This window comes from Streptomyces sp. MGP-BFMKR1 (genome assembly GCF_057766585.1).
In genome coordinates, this window is record NZ_CM173408.1 from 6926324 (window position 1) to 6948149 (window position 21826).

Annotated in this window: 15 protein-coding genes and 1 tRNA gene; 9 read left to right on the plus strand and 7 right to left on the minus strand. The window is 72.8% G+C overall.

Annotated elements, in window-relative coordinates; all coding sequences use genetic code 11:
* Positions 1-372 precede the first annotated feature (372 nt).
* Positions 373-445, minus strand: a tRNA-Leu gene (locus tag AC3CHW_RS27755).
* A gap of 99 nt (positions 446-544) precedes the next feature.
* Here AC3CHW_RS27755 and AC3CHW_RS27760 point away from each other — a divergent pair.
* On the plus strand, positions 545-1201 hold the full coding sequence (locus AC3CHW_RS27760) for an ANTAR domain-containing response regulator (RefSeq protein ID WP_176161072.1): 657 nt from the start codon (positions 545-547) through the stop codon (positions 1199-1201).
* 70 nt (positions 1202-1271) lie between these two features.
* Here AC3CHW_RS27760 and AC3CHW_RS27765 read toward each other — a convergent pair whose 3' ends face one another.
* Positions 1272-1760, minus strand: a complete 489-nt coding sequence (locus AC3CHW_RS27765; RefSeq protein ID WP_217197613.1) for a PaaI family thioesterase — start codon at positions 1758-1760, stop codon at positions 1272-1274.
* 73 nt (positions 1761-1833) lie between these two features.
* A complete protein-coding gene (locus AC3CHW_RS27770) occupies positions 1834-4116 on the minus strand; it encodes an FdhF/YdeP family oxidoreductase (protein WP_488468274.1) in 2283 nt (760 codons plus the stop codon).
* A gap of 281 nt (positions 4117-4397) precedes the next feature.
* Here AC3CHW_RS27770 and polA point away from each other — a divergent pair, with 281 nt between their 5' ends.
* On the plus strand, positions 4398-7127 hold the full coding sequence (polA, locus tag AC3CHW_RS27775; RefSeq protein WP_488468275.1) for a DNA polymerase I: 2730 nt from the start codon (positions 4398-4400) through the stop codon (positions 7125-7127).
* 420 nt (positions 7128-7547) lie between these two features.
* On the plus strand, positions 7548-9398 hold the full coding sequence (locus tag AC3CHW_RS27780; RefSeq protein ID WP_488468276.1) for a lytic transglycosylase domain-containing protein: 1851 nt from the start codon (positions 7548-7550) through the stop codon (positions 9396-9398).
* Positions 9399-9568: 170 nt separating this feature from the next.
* On the opposite strand, the gene hrpB is transcribed toward AC3CHW_RS27780, so the two are convergent.
* Complete coding sequence (gene hrpB / locus AC3CHW_RS27785) at positions 9569-12418, minus strand: ATP-dependent helicase HrpB (RefSeq protein WP_488468277.1); 2850 nt, start codon at positions 12416-12418, stop codon at positions 9569-9571.
* Between the two features lie 115 nt (positions 12419-12533).
* Positions 12534-13520 carry a class I SAM-dependent methyltransferase gene (locus tag AC3CHW_RS27790; RefSeq protein ID WP_488468278.1) on the minus strand — a complete coding sequence of 329 codons (987 nt, stop codon included), beginning with the start codon at positions 13518-13520 and terminating at the stop codon, positions 12534-12536.
* A gap of 370 nt (positions 13521-13890) precedes the next feature.
* Between AC3CHW_RS27790 and rpsA the strand changes: the two genes are divergently transcribed.
* Positions 13891-15402 (plus strand): 30S ribosomal protein S1, encoded by a 1512-nt coding sequence (gene rpsA, locus AC3CHW_RS27795; RefSeq protein ID WP_176161067.1) that lies wholly within the window; start codon positions 13891-13893, stop codon positions 15400-15402.
* Between the two features lie 119 nt (positions 15403-15521).
* Here rpsA and AC3CHW_RS27800 read toward each other — a convergent pair whose 3' ends face one another.
* Positions 15522-16547, minus strand: a complete 1026-nt coding sequence (locus tag AC3CHW_RS27800) for a right-handed parallel beta-helix repeat-containing protein (RefSeq protein WP_488468279.1) — start codon at positions 16545-16547, stop codon at positions 15522-15524.
* A 381-nt stretch (positions 16548-16928) separates the two neighbouring features.
* Between AC3CHW_RS27800 and AC3CHW_RS27805 the strand changes: the two genes are divergently transcribed.
* The 4 genes from AC3CHW_RS27805 to AC3CHW_RS27820 all read left to right on the plus strand — a co-directional run bounded on the left by AC3CHW_RS27805 (position 16929) and on the right by AC3CHW_RS27820 (position 20008).
* The gene (locus AC3CHW_RS27805; RefSeq protein WP_398609821.1) at positions 16929-17876 is read left to right on the plus strand and encodes a PAC2 family protein; all 948 of its coding nucleotides are present in this window, start codon (positions 16929-16931) and stop codon (positions 17874-17876) included.
* A 162-nt stretch (positions 17877-18038) separates the two neighbouring features.
* Positions 18039-18641: a dephospho-CoA kinase gene (coaE, locus tag AC3CHW_RS27810; RefSeq protein ID WP_488468280.1), complete on the plus strand. Its 603-nt coding sequence runs from the start codon at positions 18039-18041 to the stop codon at positions 18639-18641.
* A 217-nt stretch (positions 18642-18858) separates the two neighbouring features.
* Positions 18859-19320 carry a DUF3592 domain-containing protein gene (locus tag AC3CHW_RS27815; protein WP_488468281.1) on the plus strand — a complete coding sequence of 154 codons (462 nt, stop codon included), beginning with the start codon at positions 18859-18861 and terminating at the stop codon, positions 19318-19320.
* A gap of 316 nt (positions 19321-19636) precedes the next feature.
* Positions 19637-20008 (plus strand): tetratricopeptide repeat protein, encoded by a 372-nt coding sequence (locus AC3CHW_RS27820; protein ID WP_176161062.1) that lies wholly within the window; start codon positions 19637-19639, stop codon positions 20006-20008.
* A gap of 150 nt (positions 20009-20158) precedes the next feature.
* Here AC3CHW_RS27820 and AC3CHW_RS27825 read toward each other — a convergent pair whose 3' ends face one another.
* Positions 20159-20482 carry a DUF6343 family protein gene (locus tag AC3CHW_RS27825; protein ID WP_488468282.1) on the minus strand — a complete coding sequence of 108 codons (324 nt, stop codon included), beginning with the start codon at positions 20480-20482 and terminating at the stop codon, positions 20159-20161.
* Between the two features lie 501 nt (positions 20483-20983).
* Between AC3CHW_RS27825 and AC3CHW_RS27830 the strand changes: the two genes are divergently transcribed.
* Positions 20984-21679, plus strand: coding sequence for a S1 family peptidase (locus AC3CHW_RS27830; protein WP_488468283.1), 696 nt, complete (start codon positions 20984-20986; stop codon positions 21677-21679).
* Positions 21680-21826: the final 147 nt, after the last annotated feature.

Consider the following 21826-nt stretch of genomic DNA (forward strand, 5'->3'; position numbering starts at 1 on the left):
ACAACGGGGCAAGTGATCCGCTCAGCGGGCCGGGAAATTCGGCTCGCTGGGCGTCTGCGCGTTGTGGCCCATTTCGCGGCCGTGCGCGCCGCGTCCCCTTTCGTCGCGCGGAATCCGTATTCACGTGCCACGTGTGAGATGTGCCCTTCGGGGCGCGGGTACGTGGCCCGGCCACGCGGGCACCGGGGGAGGGGAGACGCGAAAGGGAAACGGTAAGACGTGGCTACCCGTGCATTTACCGTGCGTACGCTCCGCCGCTCGCCAGAGCGGATATCGGTCGGCGTACTCGCATTCGGCTGGAACGAGGCCGCGACGTTCACCACGGCGAATGAATCGCGCCTGTGCTGAACGAACCTTTAAAGCGAAGACAAGTGCCCTGGGTGGGATTCGAACCCACACTGAATACTGTTTGAGAGTATCGTCTCTGCCATTGGACTACCAGGGCTGGCCTCAGAAACAGAGGTTAGCGGAAAGACGCTGTGCGTCAAACATACAGGAGCTAGGTAGGCTCGTGGGGCACCACCTGCCTGATTCGAGGAGTCCCGTGAGCGACGTCGAGCCTGAGCCCGTCGATGAGCAGCAGTCGCACGTCCCGCCGTTGACCACACGTGTCGTCATCGCCGAGGACGAGGCCCTGATCCGCCTCGACCTGAAGGAAATGCTCGAAGAAGAGGGGTACTCGGTCGTCGGCGAAGCCGGAGACGGCCAGCGGGCCGTCGAGCTGGCCCGGGAACACCGTCCCGACCTCGTCATCCTCGACGTGAAAATGCCGATCCTGGATGGCATCTCCGCCGCCGAACAGATCGCCGCGGACAGCATTGCCCCGGTGCTCATGTTGACGGCCTTCTCCCAGCGCGAGTTGGTCGAGCGGGCCCGCGACGCGGGGGCGATGGCCTACCTGGTGAAGCCGTTCAGCAAGAGCGACGTGGTCCCCGCCATCGAGATGGCCGTCTCCCGCTTCACCGAGCTGAAGGCGCTGGAGAAGGAGGTCGCCGACCTCTCCCAGCGCCTGGAGACGCGCAAGCTGGTGGACCGCGCCAAGAGCGTGCTCCAGACCCAGTACGGGCTGACCGAGCCCGCCGCGTTCCGCTGGATCCAGAAGACGTCGATGGACCGCCGCATGTCCATGCAGCAGGTGGCCGAGGCGGTCATCGAGGACGCGGAGGAGAAGAAGGCGGCCAAGAGCTCCAAGGAGCCCTGAGCCGCCGACCGGCGGCGGGCCCGGCGCCTGCCTGGCAGCCCCGCCCGCCGCCGGTCACCGGCCCCGGTGCTCAGCCCGCCGCGGACGCGCTCGCGGCGGCGGGCACCTCGACCTCGCGCAGCAGACAGGTCAGCCGCGCGGTGCACACGCGCCGGCCCTCCTCGTCGCTGATGACGATCTCGTACGTAGCGGTCGAGCGGCCCCGGTGCACCGGCGTGGCCACCCCGGTGACCAGCCCGGAGCGGGCGGCACGGTGGTGGGTGCAGTTGAGGTCGACGCCCACGGCGATCTTGTGCGGGCCGCCGTGCAACATCGAGCCGACCGACCCCAGGGTCTCGGCGAGGACCGCGGACGCGCCGCCGTGCAGCAGCCCGTACGGCTGGGTGTTGCCCTCCACCGGGAGGGTGCCCACCACGCGCTCGGGCGCCGCCTCGACGATCCGCAACCCCATGCGCTCGCCCAGGTGACCGGCGGAGAAGAGGGCGGGCAGATCCAGCCCCAGTCCCTCGTACTGGTCGATGATCTCCTGCGGGAACGTGGTGGTGGTCTGCTCACCCATGCTGTCCGGCTCCGATCCGCGGCGCTTGTTCGGTCTGTGCTCCGTCTTACCTATCAGCTGACTGAACGAACGCTTATACGGGGGCCGTCTGTTCCAGGCGGATGACCACGGACTTGCTCGCCGGCGTGTTGCTGGTGTCCGCCGTCGCGTCCAGCGGCACCAGGACGTTGGTCTCCGGGTAGTACGCGGCGGCGCAGCCCCGGGCCGTCGGGTAGTGCACCACGCGGAAGCCCGGCGCGCGCCGCTCGCTGCCGTCCCGCCATTCGCTGACCAGGTCCGCGTACGCGCCGTCCGCCAGCCCCCGCTCGCGCGCGTCGTCGGGGTGGACGAGGACCACCCGGCGGCCGTTCCTGATGCCGCGATAGCGGTCGTCCAGGCCGTAGATGGTGGTGTTGTACTGGTCGTGCGAGCGCAGCGTCTGGAGCAGCAACCGCCCCTCGGGCACCTCGGGATACTCCACCGGCGCCGCGGTGAAGTTGGCCTTCCCGGTGGCGGTGGGGAAGCGGCGCTCGTCCCTGGGGCCGTGCGGCAACACGAACCCGCCGGGCGCGCTCACCCGCGCGTTGAAGTCCTCGAAGCCGGGGATCACGCGCGCGATGCGGTCCCGCACCAGCCCGTAGTCCCGCTCGAACTCCTCCCACGGCGTGCGGCTGCGCTCCCCCAACACGCGCCGGGCCAACCGGCAGACGATGGCCGGCTCGGAGAGCAACCGCGCGCTGGCGGGCTCAAGGCGGCCCCGGGAGGCGTGCACCATGCCCATCGAGTCCTCGACCGTGACGAACTGGTCGCCGCTGGCCTGGGTGTCACGCTCGGTGCGCCCGAGGGTGGGCAGGATCAGCGCCCGCGCCCCGGTCACCACGTGCGAGCGGTTGAGCTTGGTGGAGACGTGCACGGTCAGCCGGGCCCGCCGCATCGCGGCCTCGGTGACCTCGGTGTCCGGCGTCGCGGAGACGAAGTTGCCGCCCATCGCGAAGAAGACCTTGGCCTGCCCGTCCCGCAGCGCCCTGATGGCCCGTACGACGTCCAGGCCGTGCTCGCGCGGCGGCGCGAAGCCGAACTCCGCCTCCAGCGCGTCCAGGAACTCGGGCGCGGGCCGCTCGAAGATGCCCATCGTCCGGTCGCCCTGCACGTTGCTGTGGCCGCGCACCGGGCACACCCCGGCCCCCGGCCGGCCCACGTTGCCGCGCAGCAGCAGGAAGTTGACGACCTCCCTGATGGTGGGCACCGAGTGCTTGTGCTGGGTGAGCCCCATCGCCCAGCACACGATGGTGCGCCGGGAGGCGAGGACCATCTGAAAGGCCCGCTCGATGTCGGCACGGGCCAGCCCGGTGGCGCGCAGCGTCTCGTCCCAGTCGGCCGCGCGGGCGGTGGCGGCGAACTCCTCGAAGCCGTGCGTGTGCGCGCGGACGAACTCCTCGTCCACGGCGCCGTCGGCCTCCAGGATCATCCGGTTCAGGGCCCGGAACAGGGCCTGGTCGCCGCCCAGCCTGACCTGGAGGAACAGGTCGGCCAGCGGGGTGCCGCCGAGCGCCAGGCCGCGCGCGGTCTGCGGGTTCTTGAACCGCTCCAGGCCCGCCTCGGGCAGCGGGTTGACGGTGATGACCCGCGCCCCGTTCGCCTTGGCCTTCTCCAGCGCGCTGAGCATCCGCGGGTGGTTGGTGCCGGGGTTCTGCCCGGCGACGATGATCAGGTCGGCCTGGTAGAGGTCGTCGAGCAGCACGCTGCCCTTGCCGACGCCGAGCGTCTCGGTCAGCGCGGAACCGGACGACTCGTGACACATGTTGGAGCAGTCCGGCAGGTTGTTGGTGCCGAACTCGCGGGCGAAGAGCTGGTAGAGGAACGCGGCCTCGTTGCTGGTGCGACCCGAGGTGTAGAAGACGGCCTCGTCGGGGAAGTCGAGGGCCCGCAACTCGTCGGCGACGAGCGAGAACGCCCGCTCCCAGGTGATCGGCTCGTACCGCTCGGCGCCCTCGTCCAACAACATCGGCTGGGTGAGGCGGCCCTGCTGACCGAGCCAGTACCCACTGCGCGTGGCGAGGTCGGCCACCGGGTGGGCGGCGAAGAACTCGGGCGTGACCCGGCGCAGGGTGGCCTCTTCCGCGACGGCCTTGGCGCCGTTCTCGCAGAACTCCGCCGTGTGCCGCTTGTCCGGCTCGGGCCAGGCGCAGCCGGGGCAGTCGAAGCCGTCCTTCTGGTTGACCTTGAGGAGGGTGAGCGCGGTGCGGCGCACGCCCATCTGCCGCTGGGCGGCCAACAGCGAGTGCGCGACGCCGGGCAGCCCGGCCGCGGACCGTTGCGGCGGGCTCACCTCGGGCGCGTCCTGGACCGGGTCCCCTGCGGGCGGCTTCGCTGCCATGACGCTCCCCTTTGCGCGGTCGGTCGCGACTGACGTGCGCCGTCGGTCGCCGCGAGCGGACCCGTGGCGCGCGGTCCGCCGCGTACGGTGGCTGGTCGCCGCCCGGCCGTCGGCGAGCCGGGGCCGGGCGTCCGGTGCTGGACCGGTGCGGGTGAATCCTGTCACGAGGCACTGACAGCGGGTCCGCGCGCCCGCCCGTGCTCCCGACCCGCGCCCGGGGCGGGGGCCGGCCGCAGCCCGGTGGCTCGGGATTGTCAGTGGGGCGTGGCAGGATCGGGGACGTGGCAGAGAAAGCATCGAAGACGACAGCGACACAGCCCTCCGGCGAGCCGGCCGAGCACCCGCGCCTGCTCCTGCTGGACGGGCATTCCCTGGCCTACCGGGCGTTCTTCGCCCTGCCCGCGGAGAACTTCAGTACGAGCACGGGCCAGACGACCAACGCCATCTACGGCTTCGCCTCGATGCTGGCGAACACCCTGCGTGACGAGCAGCCCACGCACCTGGCGGTCGCCTTCGACGTCTCCCGCAAGACCTGGCGCTCCGAGGAGTTCCCGGAGTACAAGGCGACGCGTTCCAAGACCCCCGACGAGTTCAAGGGGCAGGTGGAGCTGATCGGCGAGATGCTGGACGCGATGAGCGTGCGCCGCTTCGCGGTCGAGGGCTTCGAGGCCGACGACGTGATCGCCACCCTGGCCACCAGAGCCGAGGCCGACGGCTTCCAGGTCTCGATCGTCACCGGCGACCGGGACTCCTTCCAGTTGGTCAGTGACCAGGTCACGGTGCTCTACCCCACCAAGGGCGTCTCCGAGCTGACGCGCTTCACCCCCGAGAAGGTGCAGGAGAAGTACGGGCTGTCGCCGCAGCAGTACCCGGACTTCGCGGCGCTGCGCGGCGACCCGTCGGACAACCTCCCCGGCATCCCCGGCGTCGGCGAGAAGACCGCCGCCAAGTGGATCAACCAGTTCGGCTCCTTCGACGCGCTGGTCGAGCGGGCCGACGAGGTCAAGGGCAAGGCCGGGCAGAACTTCCGGGACCACCTGGAGTCCGTCAAGCTCAACCGCCGGCTGACCGAGATGGTCCGCGACGTGGAGCTGTCCTGCGGCCCGGCCGACCTGCTGCGGGCGCCGTACGACCGGCAGGCGCTGACGGTGGTGCTGGACGCGCTGGAGTTCCGGCACCAGAACTTCCGCGAGCGGCTGCTGGCCGCGGACCCGGGCGCGGTCGAGGAGACCGTGGCCCCGGCGGCGGGCGTGGCGGTGGACGGCGTGGCGCTGGGCGCCGGCGAGCTGGCGCCCTGGCTCGCCGAGCACGGCGGGGTGCCGCTCGGCGTGGCGACCGTGGACGCCTGGGCGCTCGGCAGCGGCAGCGTGAGCGAGATCGCGCTGGCGACCGCGGCCGGCCCGGCCGCCTGGTTCGACCCCGCCGAGCTGGACGCGGCGGACGAGCGGGCGTTCGCCGCCTGGATCGCCGACCCCGAGCGGCCCAAGGTCATGCACGACGCCAAGGGCGCGATGCGGGTCTTCGCCGAGCACGGCTGGACCATCGCCGGCGTGCGGATGGACACCGCGCTCGCCGCGTACCTGGTCAAGCCCGGGCGGCGGTCCTTCGCCCTGGACGCGCTGACGGTCGAGTACCTGGGGCGCGAGCTGGCCCCGGCTGCGGCCGACAGCGGGCAGCTCGCCTTCGGCGCCGACGACCAGGCCGAGCAGGATGCGCTGATGACGCAGGCGCGGGCCGTGGTGGACCTGAGCGAGGCGTTCGAGGGGCGGCTGACCGAGGTCGGCGCGGCCGAGCTGCTGCACGACATCGAGCTGCCCACCTCCGAGCTGCTGGCCCGGCTCGAGCGGGCCGGGATCGCCGCCGACCGCGGCTGGCTGGAGTCGATGGAGCAGCAGTTCGCCGCCGCCGTGCAGCAGGCCGTGCGGGAGGCGCACGCCGCGGTGGGCCACGAGTTCAACCTCGGCTCGCCCAAGCAGCTCCAGGAGGTGCTGTTCGGGGAGTTGGGCCTGCCCAAGACGAAGAAGACCAAGACGGGTTACACGACGGACGCCGACGCCCTGGCCTGGCTCGCCGGCCAGACCGAGCACGAGCTGCCCGTCATCATGCTGCGCCACCGGGAGCAGGCCCGACTGCGCTCCACCGTCGAGGGCCTGATCAAGACGATCGCCCCCGACGGCCGCATCCACACCACCTTCAACCAGACGGTGGCGGCCACCGGCCGGCTGTCCTCCACCGACCCGAACCTGCAGAACATCCCGGTGCGCACGGACGAGGGCCGCGCCATCCGCCGCGGCTTCGTCGTCGGCGAGGGGTACGAGTCGCTGATGACGGCCGACTACAGTCAGATCGAACTGCGGGTGATGGCCCACCTCTCCGAGGACGAGGGCCTCATCCAGGCGTTCACCTCCGGCGAGGACCTGCACACCACGGTTGCCTCCCAGGTCTTCGGCGTCGCCAAGACCGAGGTGGACCCGGAGATGCGGCGCAAGATCAAGGCGATGTCGTACGGGTTGGCGTACGGGCTGTCCGCCTTCGGCCTGTCCCAGCAGTTGACCATCGCGCCCGACGAGGCGCGCAAGCTGATGGACACCTTCTTCGAGCGGTTCGGCGGGGTGCGCGACTACCTGCAGCGCGTGGTGGAGGAGGCGCGGGCCACCGGTTACACCCAGACCATGCTGGGTCGCCGCCGCTACCTGCCGGACCTCAACAGCGACAACCGGCAGCGCCGCGAGATGGCGGAGCGCATGGCGCTCAACGCCCCCATCCAGGGGACCGCGGCCGACATCGTCAAGATCGCCATGCTGCGCGTCGACCGCGCCCTGCGCGAGGCACGGCTTACCTCCCGGATGCTGCTCCAGGTGCACGACGAAATCGTGCTGGAGATCGCGGCGGGGGAGCGGGAGCGCGTGGAGGAGTTGGTGCGGCGCGAGATGTCCGGGGCCGTGGAACTCAGCGCCCCCCTCGACGTCTCGGTCGGCGCGGGCAGCGACTGGGAGTCGGCGGCGCACTGAGCCCCGTCGCGGGGGCCGGCCAGGGAGCGGGCCCCCGCGCGCCCGCCCGTGCAGCCGCGGGGGACCGAACGAGCAGCGGCCGGGCACGAAGGAGCAACGGTCGCCGGCGGGAAGGGCAGCGCGCCGGGTGGTCCGCCACCCCGGTGGCCGCCGGCCCTTCGCCCCGCCGCTTCTCGGACCCTTTCGGCCAGCGGAACTCCCGGTAAACATCGCCCGACGTGGGAACGCTTGGCCCGCGGGCGGCGTCCTCGTCACCGACGGAACTCCGCGAGAACACCGCGATCACCACGGCCAGAGCCCCCTGTGTACCCGTTCAAAAAGGAACATTGTGTGTCAGTAGATGCGGACCACAAGTTGCCGTAGGGTCACCAGCGTTGTCGCGCGGGGGAGCGCGGCACGGTCGATCGGGAGGGATGGACGATGGCAGCGCACATCAGTCGGCGGCTGCGCAAGGGGGCGGCGACGACTGCGGTGGCAGCGGTCGCGATGGCCGCGCTGACCGCCTCTCAGGCCCCGGGTTTCGCGGGCGAGCACTCGGAGAAGACCAGAGACCGGGACAGAGACGTCGCGGGCGAGGCGCCTTCGAGCGCGGACGACGCGATCAGCGGCGACTCCTCGTACCACACCGACCTCCCGCCGCTGCGCAGCCCCAAGCACCCCACCCGGCCGGGCGACCGGCCGAGCGGCGCCAACGAACCCACCGAGATGGGCGGTGCCGACTCCGGCATACCGGCCACCGTGCTCGACGCGTACCGGAAGGCGGAGTCGTCCGTCGCGGAAAGCCGCGCCCAGTGCCGACTCCCGTGGCAGTTGCTCGCCGCCATCGGCCGCGTCGAATCGGGCCAGGCCCGCGGCGGCGCCGTGGACCGCGAGGGCACCACGTACAGCCCGATCCTCGGACCGGTCCTCGACGGCAACGGCTTCGCGCGGATCACCGACACGGACGGTGGCGCGTACGACGGCGACACCACGCACGACCGGGCCGTCGGGCCGATGCAGTTCATCCCGTCCACCTGGGCCACCTGGGGCCAGGACGGCAACGGGGACGGCGAGCGCAACCCCAACAACATCTACGACGCGGCCCTGGCGGCGGCCCACTACCTGTGCGCCAACGACCGCGACCTGTCGGTCAAGGCCGATCTGGACAAGGCGATCCTCGGCTACAACCGTTCACAGGAGTACCTGCGGACGGTCCTGTCCTGGTTCGAGTACTACCGGACCGGCGCGCACGAGGTGCCGGACGGCACCGGCGCGCTGCCCGAGGACGACGGCCCCGGCACCCGCGGCGACCAGCGCCCCGACGACGACGGCGACCCCGCCCGCAAGCCGGGTGGGCACAAGGGCCACAGCGGGGACAAGGGCGGCAAGCAGCAGACGCAGCGCCCGGGCGGCACCGAGCGGCCCGGCACGCCGCAACGGCCCGAGCCCCCGCACAAGCCGGGCAAGCCGAACAAGCCCACGCCGACGCCCACCACACCGCCGACGCCCCCGACCAAGCCGACGCCGCCGACCACACCGCCGACCACGCCGCCCACCACCCCTCCGACGACGCCCCCGCCGACCACGCCACCCGCCCCCAAGCCCGAGAAGTCCCTGACGCGGGTCGGCGCCCAGCGGTTCACGGCCACCGAGGGCACGTCCTTCGACACGTCGCCCGAGGTCCGGGCGGTCGACAGCAAGGGCAAGCCGCTCGCCGGGGTGCGCGTGCGGTTCGAGATACGTGGCGAGACCGAGGCCCGTTTCTACGGCCTCACGGACCAGGTCACCGTCTTCTCGCGGTTGGACGGCACGGCACAGGCCCCCAAGATCATGGCCGGTAAGAAGGTCGGCACGTTCACCGTGCGGGCCACGCTGGTGGACGAGCCCAAGGGCGCGGTCGACTTCACCGGGTCCGTAGTCCCCCGCCCCGCCCCCACGCCGACGGCCGACGCGGTGACGCGGACCGACACGCTGCCGCTCACCGCGAAGCCGGACGCCTCGTTCGTCGAGCCGATCACGGTGCGGGCCACCCACCGGGGCAAGCCGGCCGCGGACGTGAAGTTCACCGCGACCATGATCAGCTCTGCCACTGACGCCGCCCCGAACGACAAGGGCCCCTACTTCAAGGACGCCCAGGGCAAGCCCGTGCGCACGCTCGACGGCCTGAAGACGGACGCCAAGGGACAGCTCGTCCTGCCGCAGGTGTTCACCGACGGCACCTCGGGCACCTTCCTGCTCCGCCTCACCACCGCCGACGGCGCCGCCTTCACGCTCACGCTGACGGTCGCCTGAGCCAGCATCCACACCGGGCGCCGACGGGAAACCCTCCCGCCGGCGCCCGGCCCGTCGCGGCCCGGGCGACCGCGACCCGAGTGCCCGTCCACGCGACGAGCCCGACGCTTCACGGCGCGCCCGCCGGCCCGGGGCGTCATCCGCCGCCGCGGGGCCCCGCCCCGCCCTCGCTACCCCCGCCGTGCGCGCGCCGCGGTGTGCCGGGTGGGTTCGGCCGCCGACGGGTCCTGTGGCCAGGGGTGCTTCGGGTACCGGCCGCGCAACTCGGCCCGTACGGAGCGGTAGCCCTCGCGCCAGAACGAGGCCAGGTCGGCGGTGACGGCGGCCGGGCGGCCGGCCGGCGACAGGAGATGCACGACCACGGGCACCCGCCCGCCGGCGATCCGGGGCGTCTCCTGCCAGCCGAACAACTCCTGGAGCTTCACCGCGAGCACCGGCTGCTCCTCCGCGTAGTCCACCCGTATCCGCGATCCGCTCGGCACCTCGATCCGCTCCGGCACCAACTCGTCGAACCGCGCCGCGTCCCCCGTGGCCCACGGCAGCAGCCGGCTCAGCGCCTGGCCGGCGTCCACCCGCCCCAGGTCAGCCCGGCCACGGGCGCGGTCCAGCGCGCCGGCCAGCCACGCGTCGGCCCGATCCAGCAACGCCGCGTCGCTCACGTCGGGCCACGGCTCGCCCAGCACCCGGTGCGCGAAGGCCATCCGCTGCCGGAGCGAGTGGGCATCGGCCGACCAGCGCAACAGCCCGAGCCCTTCGCCGCGCAGCCCGTCGAGCAGCCCCTCCCGCACCCGCTCCGGATCGGGCCTCGCGAGCGGCTTGGCGCGCACCTCGATACGTCCCAGCCGCTCGACCCGGCGGGCCACCAGATCGCCGCGGTCGACGGACCAGCCGACCTCGTCGGCGGTGGTGTGGAGCGTGGCCGCCGCCGTCCGCGCCGTCTCCTCGTCGATCACCGCCGCGAGCCGCACCCGCGCCGACGCGGCGGCGACCGGCCGGTCGGCCACGGCGATGGCCAGCCACTCCGCCTCCCGCAACCCGGACCCGGCCGCCAACTCCGCGCCCGTGCCCGACGCCATCAACAGCGCGCCGCCCCCACGCGCCCGGGCCACCCGCTCGGGGAAGGCCAACGCGGCCACCAGCCCGGCGACCGCGTCGTCGAACCCCGCCCCCTGCCCGCCGCCATCCCGCGAGGCGCCGCTCCCCGTACCGCCGCCTCCCCGGCCCGCGCCCGCACCGTCGCCCCGCGCCTCGCCCAACGCCCCCGCCAACCGGCGCGCCTCCGCGCGCCAGCGCCCGGCGTAGGCGTCACCGCCGCGCCGCGCGGCGCGCAGGGCGGCGCTCAGATCGTCTCCGTACTCCCGTGGCGGCTCCTCGCTCAACAGGGCCACCACCTCGGCCGCCGGGCGCGGGCCCACCTCGCGCGCGCCGTCGACAAGCGCCCGCGCCAGTCGGGGGTGCAGCCCCAGCCGCGCCATGCGCGCCCCGCGCTCCGTCACCCGGCCCGCGTCGTCGGTCGCGCCGATCGCCACCAGCACCTCCCGGGCGGCGGTCATGGCCCCGCCCGGTGGCGGGTCGAGCAGCGCGAGGCCCGAGGCGTCGGGGTCGCCCCAACACGCGCAGTGCAGGGCGAACGACGCCAGGTCGGCCACCGCGATCTCCGGCGCCGGCCAGCGCGGCAGCCGCGCGTCGTCCGCCTCTGACCAGCAGCGGTACACCACACCGGGCGCCTCGCGCCCCGCCCGGCCAGCCCGCTGCCGCGTCGCGGCCCGCGAGGCCCGCACGGTCGTGAGCGCACCGAGCCCCCGCGCGTGGTCGGTGCGCGGCTCCCGGGCCAGCCCCGCGTCCACCACCACCCGCACCCCGGGAACCGTCAGACTCGACTCGGCGACCGAGGTGGCCAGGACCACCCGGCGCCGGCCGGTACCGCCCGCCAACACCGCGTCCTGCACCGCCGCCGGCGCCCGCCCGTGCACCTGCAGCACCTCGGCGCCCAGCCGCTCCCCGCCCCCGAGCTGTCCGGCCACCCGGCTGATCTCCCCGACCCCCGGCAGGAAGCAGAGAACGTCACCGTCCCGCTCCCGCAGGGCCCGCCGCACCACGGCCGCGACGTGTTCCAGCAGCACCGGATCGACCCGCATGCCGTGCGCCGGCCGCACGGCCCGCTCCGGCGGCGCCCACACCACGTCCACGGGATGGGCCGTGCCGTGCGCGGTCACGATGGGCGCGCCGCCGCCCCCCGCGCCCCGAACCCGGTCACCCGCGTCCCGAACCTCCGCGCCCCGACCCGCGTCCGCCGCGTCCCGCGCCGCACCGCCCCGGCCGCTCGCCGGGCCCCCGCCCGCCCCGGCGCCTCCCATTGCGGTGGAGGGGACGGCGAACCCACCGCCGGCGGACCCCGGAGCGCCGCCGGTCGGTACGTCGCCCGCCGGCGTGGTCGAGCCGACGCCGGCCCCGCCGAGCAGCGCGGCCCAGCCTTCCGCGTCCGTCGTCGCCGAGGCCGCCACCAGCCACAGATCGGGCCGCAGCGTGGACCGTACGTCGAGCAGGAACGCGGCGGCGGTGTCCGCGTCGAGGTGCCGCTCGTGGCACTCGTCCAGCATCACGACGGCCACGCCGGACAGCTCCTGATCGCGTTGCAGTCTTTGCAGAAGCACGCCGGTGGTCACCACCTCGACCACGGTCCGCCGCCCGACCCGCCGCTCGCCACGCACCGTGAAGCCGACCCGCTCGCCGACCTCCTCGCCCAACAGCCAGGCCATCCGGCGCGCCGCCGCCCGGGCCGCGATCCGCCGCGGCTCGGCCACCACCACCCGCCGCACCGGACCACCGGGACGCAGCAGACCGGCCAGGGCGAGCGGGACCAGCGTCGTCTTCCCCGTACCGGGCGGCGCGCACAGCACGGCGGTCCCGCGCGTCTCCAGGGCGTCCCACAGCGCGGGCACGGCGCTGCGGACGGGCAGGTGGTCGAGCACGTCAGTACGGATCGTCACGCGTCCTATCCTCGCAGCGACCACTGACATCGCCACGGTGTGGCCGTCCGCCCGTCATCCTGGCCCACCCCAAGCTAAGGTCCGCGCAGCCAGCCAGTCAGCCCGGGCGACAACCCCCGGGCGCGACGCGCGCGAGCGGAACGATTCAGTCCCGCTCGCACACGAAGATCGCCGTGCCCGGGATGAGCCGGCCGCGCAGCGGGGACCAGCCGCCCCACTCCTGCGTGTTCCACTGCGGCCACTCGGGCTCGACGAGGTCCACGAGCCGGAAGCCGCCGCTCACCACGTCCCTGACCCGGTCGCCGAGCGTCCGGTGGTGCTCGACGTAGACGGCGTGCCCGGCCGCGTCCTGCTCGACGTAGGGCGTGCGGTCGAAGTAGGAGGCCGCGACCGAGAGCCCCTCCGGGCCCGGCTCGTCGGGGAAGGCCCAGCGGATCGGGTGCGTCACCGAGAACACCCAGCGCCCGCCGGGCCGCAGCACACGCCGCACCTCGCGCATCACCCGCACCGGGTCGGCCACGAAGGGGACCGCCCCGTACGCCGAACACGCCAGGTCGAAGCTGCCGTCGGCGAAGGGCAGCAGGCCCGCCTCGGCCTGCACCAGCGGTACCGACGCGGCCGGCGAGGCCCCGTCCGCGATCCGCAGGGCGTGCTGGAGCTGGCGGTGCGAGAGGTCGAGCGCGACCGGCCGCGCGCCCCGCGCCGCGAGCCAGCGCGAACACTGCGCGGCCCCGGCCCCGATCTCCAGCACCCTGCGCCCCCTGAGCCCCGCGACCGGGCCGAGCAGCCCGGCCTCCTCCTCGTCCAGGCCCTCCGGGCCCCAGACGAACCGGTCGTCGCCGAGGAACGCGCCGTGTTCGTCCTGGTACTCGTCGGCGTTGCGCTCCCACCAGCCCCGGCTGGCCCGGTTGCTCTCGTCGTCCCCGGCGCGGCGCCGGGTCGCGGTGACGTCGTCCTCGTCCCCGTCCGCACTGTCCCGCGCGGCGGCCAGCACCTCGTCCACGGCGTCCCGCGCGACGCCGGCCGCGGCGCGCGCCGGGGCGTGGGGAGGTGCGGATGACGGGCCGGGTGGGCCACTTTCGGGCGCTGTGGAGGCGTCGGGCGCGTCGGTCGGCCGGCGGTCTTGGCTCATCGTCGGTGTCGTCGTACTCTCTGAATCGACCTGCGGCCGCGAACACCGTGAGTGACCCCCGATGGCGGCCCGGACCACACGAACGCCGGGCAACTGGCGTTTCGCTTCCCACGTGCGCTCTTCGCGCATTGACCCTGCCCGGCTGCCCCCGTATGCTACAAGTTGCGCTGCGAGCCTGCGTACCTCAGACGGAGCAGGTTGCGCTTGCATCTGTTGTATGTCCCCTCGGTTGTCGAGGCGCTCGTGGCTCTCCCCCCGGGGAGGCCGCGAAGCTCACGCCTCCAAGGCTGGCCGACTTCGGCAGTGCGATACGGGCTCCCGGCGTAGCAGTACCTACGACTTCAATGTCCGTACCGGAGCCCTTTCCCACATGACGAGCAGCACCGAGACCACCGCCACCACCCCGCAGGTAGCGGTCAACGACATCGGTAACGAGGAAGCCTTCCTCGCCGCGATCGACGAGACGATCAAGTACTTCAACGACGGCGACATCGTCGACGGCGTCATCGTGAAGGTCGACCGGGACGAGGTCCTGCTCGACATCGGTTACAAGACCGAAGGTGTCATCCCGAGCCGCGAGCTCTCGATCAAGCACGACGTCGACCCCAACGAGGTCGTCGCCGTCGGTGACGAGATCGAAGCCCTTGTTCTCCAGAAGGAGGACAAGGAAGGCCGCCTGATCCTCTCGAAGAAGCGCGCCCAGTACGAGCGTGCCTGGGGCACCATCGAGAAGATCAAGGAAGAGGACGGCATCGTCACCGGTACCGTCATCGAGGTCGTCAAGGGTGGTCTCATCCTCGACATCGGCCTCCGTGGCTTCCTGCCGGCCTCCCTCGTGGAGATGCGCCGCGTCCGCGACCTCCAGCCCTACGTGGGCAAGGAGCTCGAGGCCAAGATCATCGAGCTGGACAAGAACCGCAACAACGTGGTCCTGTCCCGCCGTGCCTGGCTGGAGCAGACCCAGAGCGAGGTCCGCCAGACCTTCCTCACCACCCTGCAGAAGGGCCAGGTGCGCTCGGGCGTCGTCTCCTCCATCGTCAACTTCGGTGCCTTCGTGGACCTGGGTGGCGTGGACGGCCTCGTGCACGTCTCCGAGCTCTCCTGGAAGCACATCGACCACCCCTCCGAGGTCGTCGAGGTCGGCCAGGAGGTCACGGTCGAGGTCCTCGATGTCGACATGGACCGCGAGCGCGTCTCCCTGTCGCTCAAGGCGACCCAGGAAGACCCGTGGCAGCAGTTCGCCCGGACCCACCAGATCGGGCAGGTCGTCCCGGGTAAGGTCACCAAGCTCGTCCCGTTCGGCGCGTTCGTCCGCGTCGACGAGGGCATCGAGGGCCTGGTGCACATCTCCGAGCTGGCCGAGCGCCACGTGGAGATCCCGGAGCAGGTCGTCCAGGTCAACGACGAGATCTTCGTCAAGGTCATCGACATCGACCTGGAGCGCCGCCGCATCAGCCTCTCGCTGAAGCAGGCCAACGAGTCCTTCGGCGCCGACCCGGCCTCGGTCGAGTTCGACCCGACGCTGTACGGCATGGCCGCCTCGTACGACGACCAGGGGAACTACATCTACCCCGAGGGCTTCGACCCCGAGGCCAACGACTGGCTGCCGGGCTACGAGAAGCAGCGTGAGGAGTGGGAGGGCCAGTACGCCACGGCCCAGTCCCGCTTCGAGCAGCACCAGGCGCAGGTCATCAAGTCCCGCGAGGCCGACGAGCAGGCCGCTGCCGAGGGCGCTGCCGCTCCGGCCGCCGGCGGTGCGAGCGGCGGGGGCAACGTCTCCGGTGGTTCGTACTCCTCCGAGTCGGACGACACCTCCGGTGCCCTGGCCTCCGACGAGGCGCTGGCTGCCCTCCGCGAGAAGCTGGCCGGTGGGCAGAGCTGAAGCTCTCCCCCTGCTGAGCACTAGCTGACGGCGAAGGCCCACCCCTCTGCGCGAGGGGTGGGCCTTCGCCGTTTTCCCGTTTCCGGGACTCCCGCGTTGGCGGGGCCGTCGCGAGCGGTTCAGTCGCGCACGGGGACGCCGGGATTGGTCAGGCCCCTGCCGCCGGAGACGGTGTTGTCGCGGGTGACCGTGACGGGGCAGCTTCGCGCGTCGTGGTTGGTCACGTTGATGGCGTACCGGTCGGGCCCGGTGGCCCCGGCGAGGTCGGACCTGTTGCCGCGGAACGTGGCGCGACAGCCCCAGCCGTCCTGTACCTCGTGCGTCTGGTAGCCGTCGTTGGTGGTGCGCTTGCCGACGTTGTTCTCGACGAGGACGTCGTTCCCCTTGATGTCCACCCACGAGTCGTCGTAGTTCGCACCCGTCAGGCCGCCGCCGTCAAAGGTGTTGCCGATGATCCGGGCGCCGGTGGTGCCTTCCTTGATGTCGATGTTCTCGCCGCCGATGCCCGGGCCCAGCGTGTTGTTCTCGATCAGGACGTTGTCACTCCTGTCCGAGGTGCCGCCGGCGCTGCCCACGTAGACGCCCTCGCCCATGCCGCGACCGTTGGTGCCGGTGTTCCGGATCGTGGAATTCCTGATCGAGCCGTCGGAGCTGGATGTGCGCCAGTGCACCCCCTCCATGTCGAGGTCGTGCACGGTGACGCCATCGATGTGCACGTCGTCGGCCTCGTCCAGGACGATGCCCTTCTGACCGCCGGTGACCGTGAAACCGCGCAGGCTCCAGCCGTCGGCCCCGTTCAGGTGCAGGCCGTAGCCGCCGCCGGCGGTCAGGACGGCCCGGGTCGAGCCGATCAGGGTGATGGGGGAGTCGCGACTGCCGGCGCGCGTGGTCTTGAAGTTCCCGCGGTAGGTGCCGTCGGCCAGCTTGATGGTGTCGCCCGGCTTGGCGGCGGCGAGCGCGTCCTTGAGCTGCTGGGCGGAGGAGACGGGAACGGTCGCGGCCGAGTGGACGGGCGTGGCGTGTGCGGGGCCCTGAAGGGCGGACCCAGCGGCGAGCAGCCCGCCACAGGCGAGCGCCGTGGTGGACAGCGAGAGCGGGCCGCGTGAGCGGCGGGGGCGGCTGGAACGGACGGGGCGAGTGCGCATGGGGGCTGCCTCTGGGTCGGGGGCGGTGTGCGGGGCTGCTGGCGCGTGGGGCGTCGTTCGGTGGGGTGGGCGCGTGTGACGCGTACGCCGGGACGGGTCGGGAACGTAGGGGCATTACGTGAACGCGTCAACAGGGACGGGGTTGCGGCACACCGCCGCGCGATCCGACCTCGCCCGATCCGACCTCGTCGGGCCCGACCTCCTCAGGCGCGGCTCGGCCCGGCGCGGCCCGGTCCGTCGCGAACCGTGTCCCGGCTCCGGCCCGGCTCGTCTAGCCTGGCCTGGCGTTCGCGCCCCGGTCCGTACAACGAAAGTGATCACCGGGAATGCGGGCGGTGACGGCGGCGTTGGCCTCAACGAGAACGAGGAGGAGCGCTCACGGTGTTGGAACCCCAGGACTTGTACGCATGGGAGCCGAGCGGGCTCGCGGCGGTGGACGCGATATCGTCGCGCGACTCGGCCGGGCTGGTGCTGCTCTACCACTTCGATGGCTACATCGACGCGGGTGAGACGGGCGCGCAGATCGTGGAGAAGCTGCTGAAGGGCCTGCCACACCAGGTCGTTGCGCGCTTCGACCACGACCGGCTCGTGGACTACCGGGCCAGGCGTCCGCTGCTCACCTTCGAGCGCGACCGCTGGACGGCCTACGAGACGCCCGTGATCGAGCTCCACCTCGTGCGCGACGCCACTGGCGCGCCCTTCCTGTTGTTGTCGGGCCCCGAGCCGGACGTGGAGTGGGAGCGCTTCGCGGCGGCCGTGCGCCAGGTCGTGGAGCGGCTCGGCGTACGACTCACGGTCAACTTCCACGGCATACCCATGGGCGTGCCGCACACCCGGCCGGTCGGTCTGACGCCGCACGGCAACCGGGTCGACCTGACGCCGGGCTACCAGGGCCTGTTCGACGAGGCCCAGGTGCCGGGCAGCGCCGAGTCGCTGATCGAGTTCCGACTCGGCGAGGCCGGGCACGACGTGCTCGGCGTGGCGGCGCACGTACCGCACTACGTGGCCAGGTCGCCCTACCCGGACGCGGCGTTGACGGCGCTTGAGGCGGTCACCGGGGCAACGGGCCTCGTGCTGCCCGGAGTCGCCCACGCCCTGCGGACCGCCGCCCTCCGTACCCAGGAGGAGATCGAACGACAGATCTCCGAGGGCGACGAGGAGTTGGTGTCCCTGGTCCGGGGCCTGGAGCACCAGTACGACGCGATAGCCGGCGCCGAGACGCGCGGCAGCCTCGTCGCCGAACCCGCCGAGCTGCCGTCGGCGGAGGAACTCGGCGCGGAGCTGGAGCAGTTCCTGGCCGAGCGCGCGGAGCGCGACGGCGACGTCTGAGCCAGCCCTGTGGCGTGGCGTCGGCTGGCGGTGCGGTGCAGGCTGTGCCGCTGTCGCGGCGTAGGGGCGCGCCCGAGGCCGGTTCGGTGGTGGCCGCGCTCGCCGGCGGGCCGCGCCGGGGTGGGCCCTGTTCGCGCGAGGCTGGCCGCATAGGCTGGGCGCATGCTGAAGCTGGGGCTGACGGGCGGAATCGGTGCGGGCAAGAGTGAGGTGTCACGGCTGCTCGCCTCCTACGGGGCGGTCGTGATCGACTCCGACAAGATCGCGCGCGAGGTGGTGGAGCCGGGGACTCCCGGACTCGCCGCGGTGGTGGCGGAGTTCGGCGAAAAGATCCTGGACAGCGAGGGGCGGCTTGACCGGCCGAAGCTCGGCTCCATCGTCTTCGCCGATCCGCAACGACTGGCGGCGCTCAACGCGATCGTCCACCCGCTGGTGAGAGACCGTTCCGCCGAGCTGGAGAGTGAGGCGGGAGCTGATTCCATCGTCGTCCACGACGTACCGCTCCTCACGGAGAACGGCCTGGCGCCCCTCTTCGATCTCGTGCTGGTCGTGGACGCCTCGCCGCAGACACAGCTCGACCGACTGGTGCGGCTGCGCGGCATGACCGAGGAAGAGGCGCGTTCACGAATGGCAGCCCAGGCGACACGGGAACAGCGGAAGGCCGTAGCCGACCTGATCGTGGACAACGACGGTCCGCTGGAGGCGCTGGAGCCACAGGTCAGGAAGGTGTGGGAGCAGCTCAGGGAGCGAGCGGCCTCCGCATAGCGGCGCCCCGGTCGCGCGGGACGCCGGGTGTGCCGGGTCGCTGGCGGGTGAGCGACGCCGGTCCCGCCGATCCGCTGAGCTGACGGGCGAGGCGCCGGCACCGTGAGCGGCGCGCCGCGCCCGCAGCGGTGCAGCGAGGTTGGGAGCGACGGGGTCGCGGGTCGGGGGCGCGCGTGCGGGGCGCGCGTTGCGAGCGAAAGCGAGGGGGAGGGCAAGCATGGCGTACGGGCCTGCCTCGGTGGTGGGGCTGTTCGCGGTCGTCGGCGGCGCGGTGTCCCTGGTGGCCGGGCTGGCCGGCCTCCGGCACGTGTGGCGCCTACGCGGCGGCGGGGTCGCGGCATGGGCGCTGATCAAGCCAGCGCTCCAGACGTCGGGCCCGGCTGGCGCGGGGGACGGGCACGCCGAGGGGGAGCGGCCGGCGCGGTCGCACGCCGGGGGGCGCCCGCGGTTGCAGTTCACCACGGAGGACGAGCGGGTCATCGAGGTCGTCTGCCCGGTGCCGCCGTCCCGGCAGCAGCCGTTGACCATCGGCAAGCACGTCCTCGTCCGCTACGACCCGGATGATCCGCGCACGGTCGTCATCCACCGTCGGGAACGCCTCGTCCGGGACTACGGCTTCGCCGGCGCGGGGGTGGCCTGGATGTTCCTCGGCCTGTTGGTCCTGGTGGTCGCCCCGTGAGCGGGAGGGCTGCCGTGCGCGACCGACCGCGTGGGGGCGGTGTGGCGTGCGGCGGCGGGGCCAACGGGGCCGCCGTTAGGGGGAGCGTGCGCGCGTGAGCGGCTGACGACGCGGGAATACAGTTCCGGAGCAGACCGTTGTGGACCTCGTTGGCACCATCTCGCGAGGCCACGAGAGTCTGCGATCTCGCATCGCGAGGCGCGCGTTGGCACGCGGCCCGACGGGCTCGTACGGCGGCGCGGGGTGTCAACGGCACCTCATCGCCCATGAGTGAGCCGGCGACCAGTGACCGGGAGAACCGGGAGAGGAGACGGCAGTGACCAGGCAGCCCACGCCCGAGACGCATGTGATCGACTACCGCGCGGCGGAGCAGTTGCTCGCGGCGCGTGACCCGCGGGGTGCCGTGAAGCTGCTGGACTCCGTCATATCCGCGCACCCGGACAACACCGCGGCCCGACTCCTGCGGGCCCGGGCGTTCTTCCTCGGAGCCCAACTGCGAGCGGCCGAGCTGGAGTTCCAGCACGTCCTGGAGCGCGAGCCCGACAACGCCTTCGCGCACTTCGCGCTGGGGCGCACGCTGGAGCGCGCCAGTCGTCCCGACGAGGCCACGCGTCACTTCCGACTGGCCGCGGCCCTCGACCCCCGCCCGGACTTCATCGCGGCGGCCCGGTTCGGGGACGCTGGCTAACAGGTGCACGCAGCCGCGCGGCGGTCTCCCGCTCCCCGGGAGGCCGCCGCGCGGGGCGCCTGCCCGGCCGCGGCGCGAAGGGCCCGGCCTACGGCGGCTCGCCCTACCGAGCACCGACGCAGGCGACCTCCCCTGACGTTCGACTCCTGGTCAACGCGCGCGGCGGCGGTGGCGCCGGGCGGCGCCACCGTTCCCGTGGCGCGCTCCGATGGCACCGTCGCTGACGGGTTCGTACGGTGGCACGTCTCGGCCGGGTTGGTAGTGCGGCCCCTGCCGGAGGCGCCGTAGGACGCAGCCGACGTCGAGGGCCGCCACGCCGGCGATCACCGCACAGGCCGTGGCCCAGCCGGGCCTGCCGACGCCGCCGAAGGCGACGGCGCCCGCGACGGCCCAGGCCAGACCCCACAGGGCCAGGCCGAGGCGCAGCCGTAGGGGGCTGCGCGCGTGGAGGGGCTCATCGCCGGTACGGAGCATCGCAACGCATCTCCCACGGTCCAAAGTACTCCTGCCAGCGGGGCGCCCGGACGGTCGTCGCGCGGTGGCGGAGGCGTGCCGGCCCCTCGCCGGTGGCATGAGCGAGCCCCGCGCCGCTGCCGATCCACGCAGCCGGTCCCGTAGGAGCCGCCGGGCCTCGCGGGAGCCGTCCGCGACGGGCGGACGCCTCCCGCGAGGCCCGGCGTGGATGTTCCGCTGCGCGGGCGCGATGATCGCCGCCGACCAGTGGGGCGCGGGGGGCTCGCGTTCGCGGCGCGCGGAGGGGCCTTCTTCTGCGCCGCGCCGCGCACCGCGCGGACCTGGAGCGAACCTCAAGGGCCTGAACCGAAGTGGCGGGCCCAGCGGCCGAGTCGGCGCACGGGGGTGCCCTCGGGCGCCGGCCCCGCTCCATACTTGCCGCTGTCGGCGCCACGCATGTGGCGGACCTCCGCCAGTTCAGCGCAGCCAAGGATGCCCTGCTCGCCCGACCTGGGAGGAACCATGAGACCTCGCCCCTCCGCCGCCCGCGCGCCGCGCCCGATGTGGTTAGGCGTACTGCTCGCCGTGTGCGCGCTGCTTCTCGCCGGAGCCCCGCCCGCTGCCGCCGCGGACCAACAGACCGTCGTCGCGGGCGGGGATGTGATCTACGCCGGCAGCGGCGGCACCTGTGTGGTGGGCTTCAACGCGGAGAAGAGCGGCAGCCCGTACGGCATCGTTCCCGGGCACTGCGCGGAGACGGACACCACCTGGTACGCGGACTCGGCGCGGACGATATCCATCGGACGCACGGAAGGCGCGGGCTTCCCCACCTCCGACTACGGCCTCATCCGATACACCAACACGGCCGTCTCGTTCCCCGGCGAGATCCGGCTCGGCACGGGCAAGCTCGTGGACATCACCGGTGCCGCACGCCCCATCGTGGGGCACTCGATGTGTCACATCGGGCGAGTGACCCTCTTCGGGTGCGGCATCGTGCAGTCGGTGAACGTCTCGGTGAACTTCCCCGAGGGGCTGGTGACCGGCCTGTTCACCTCCAACGCGTGCTCGGAGCCTGGGGACGTGGGCGGCCCCGCGTTCGCCGGTGACAAGGCGTTGGGCTTCATCTTCCACTCCAACGGCGGTTGCCGAACCGCTGGCAGGACGTACTACAAGCCGATCATTCCGGTGCTGGCCGAGCACGGACTGGTGCTGCGCTGACTCGTCGGCGCGATTCCGCCCCCGGCTCCCGACGAGGTCGACGGCTCGCTGCCTGCTCGCCGCACCCGGGGTGGCGCCCGATGGCGCGCCGCGCCGGCCAGGGGTAGGCGCGGCCGATGCTCTCTCGGGCCGGCCAGGCCCCGCGCT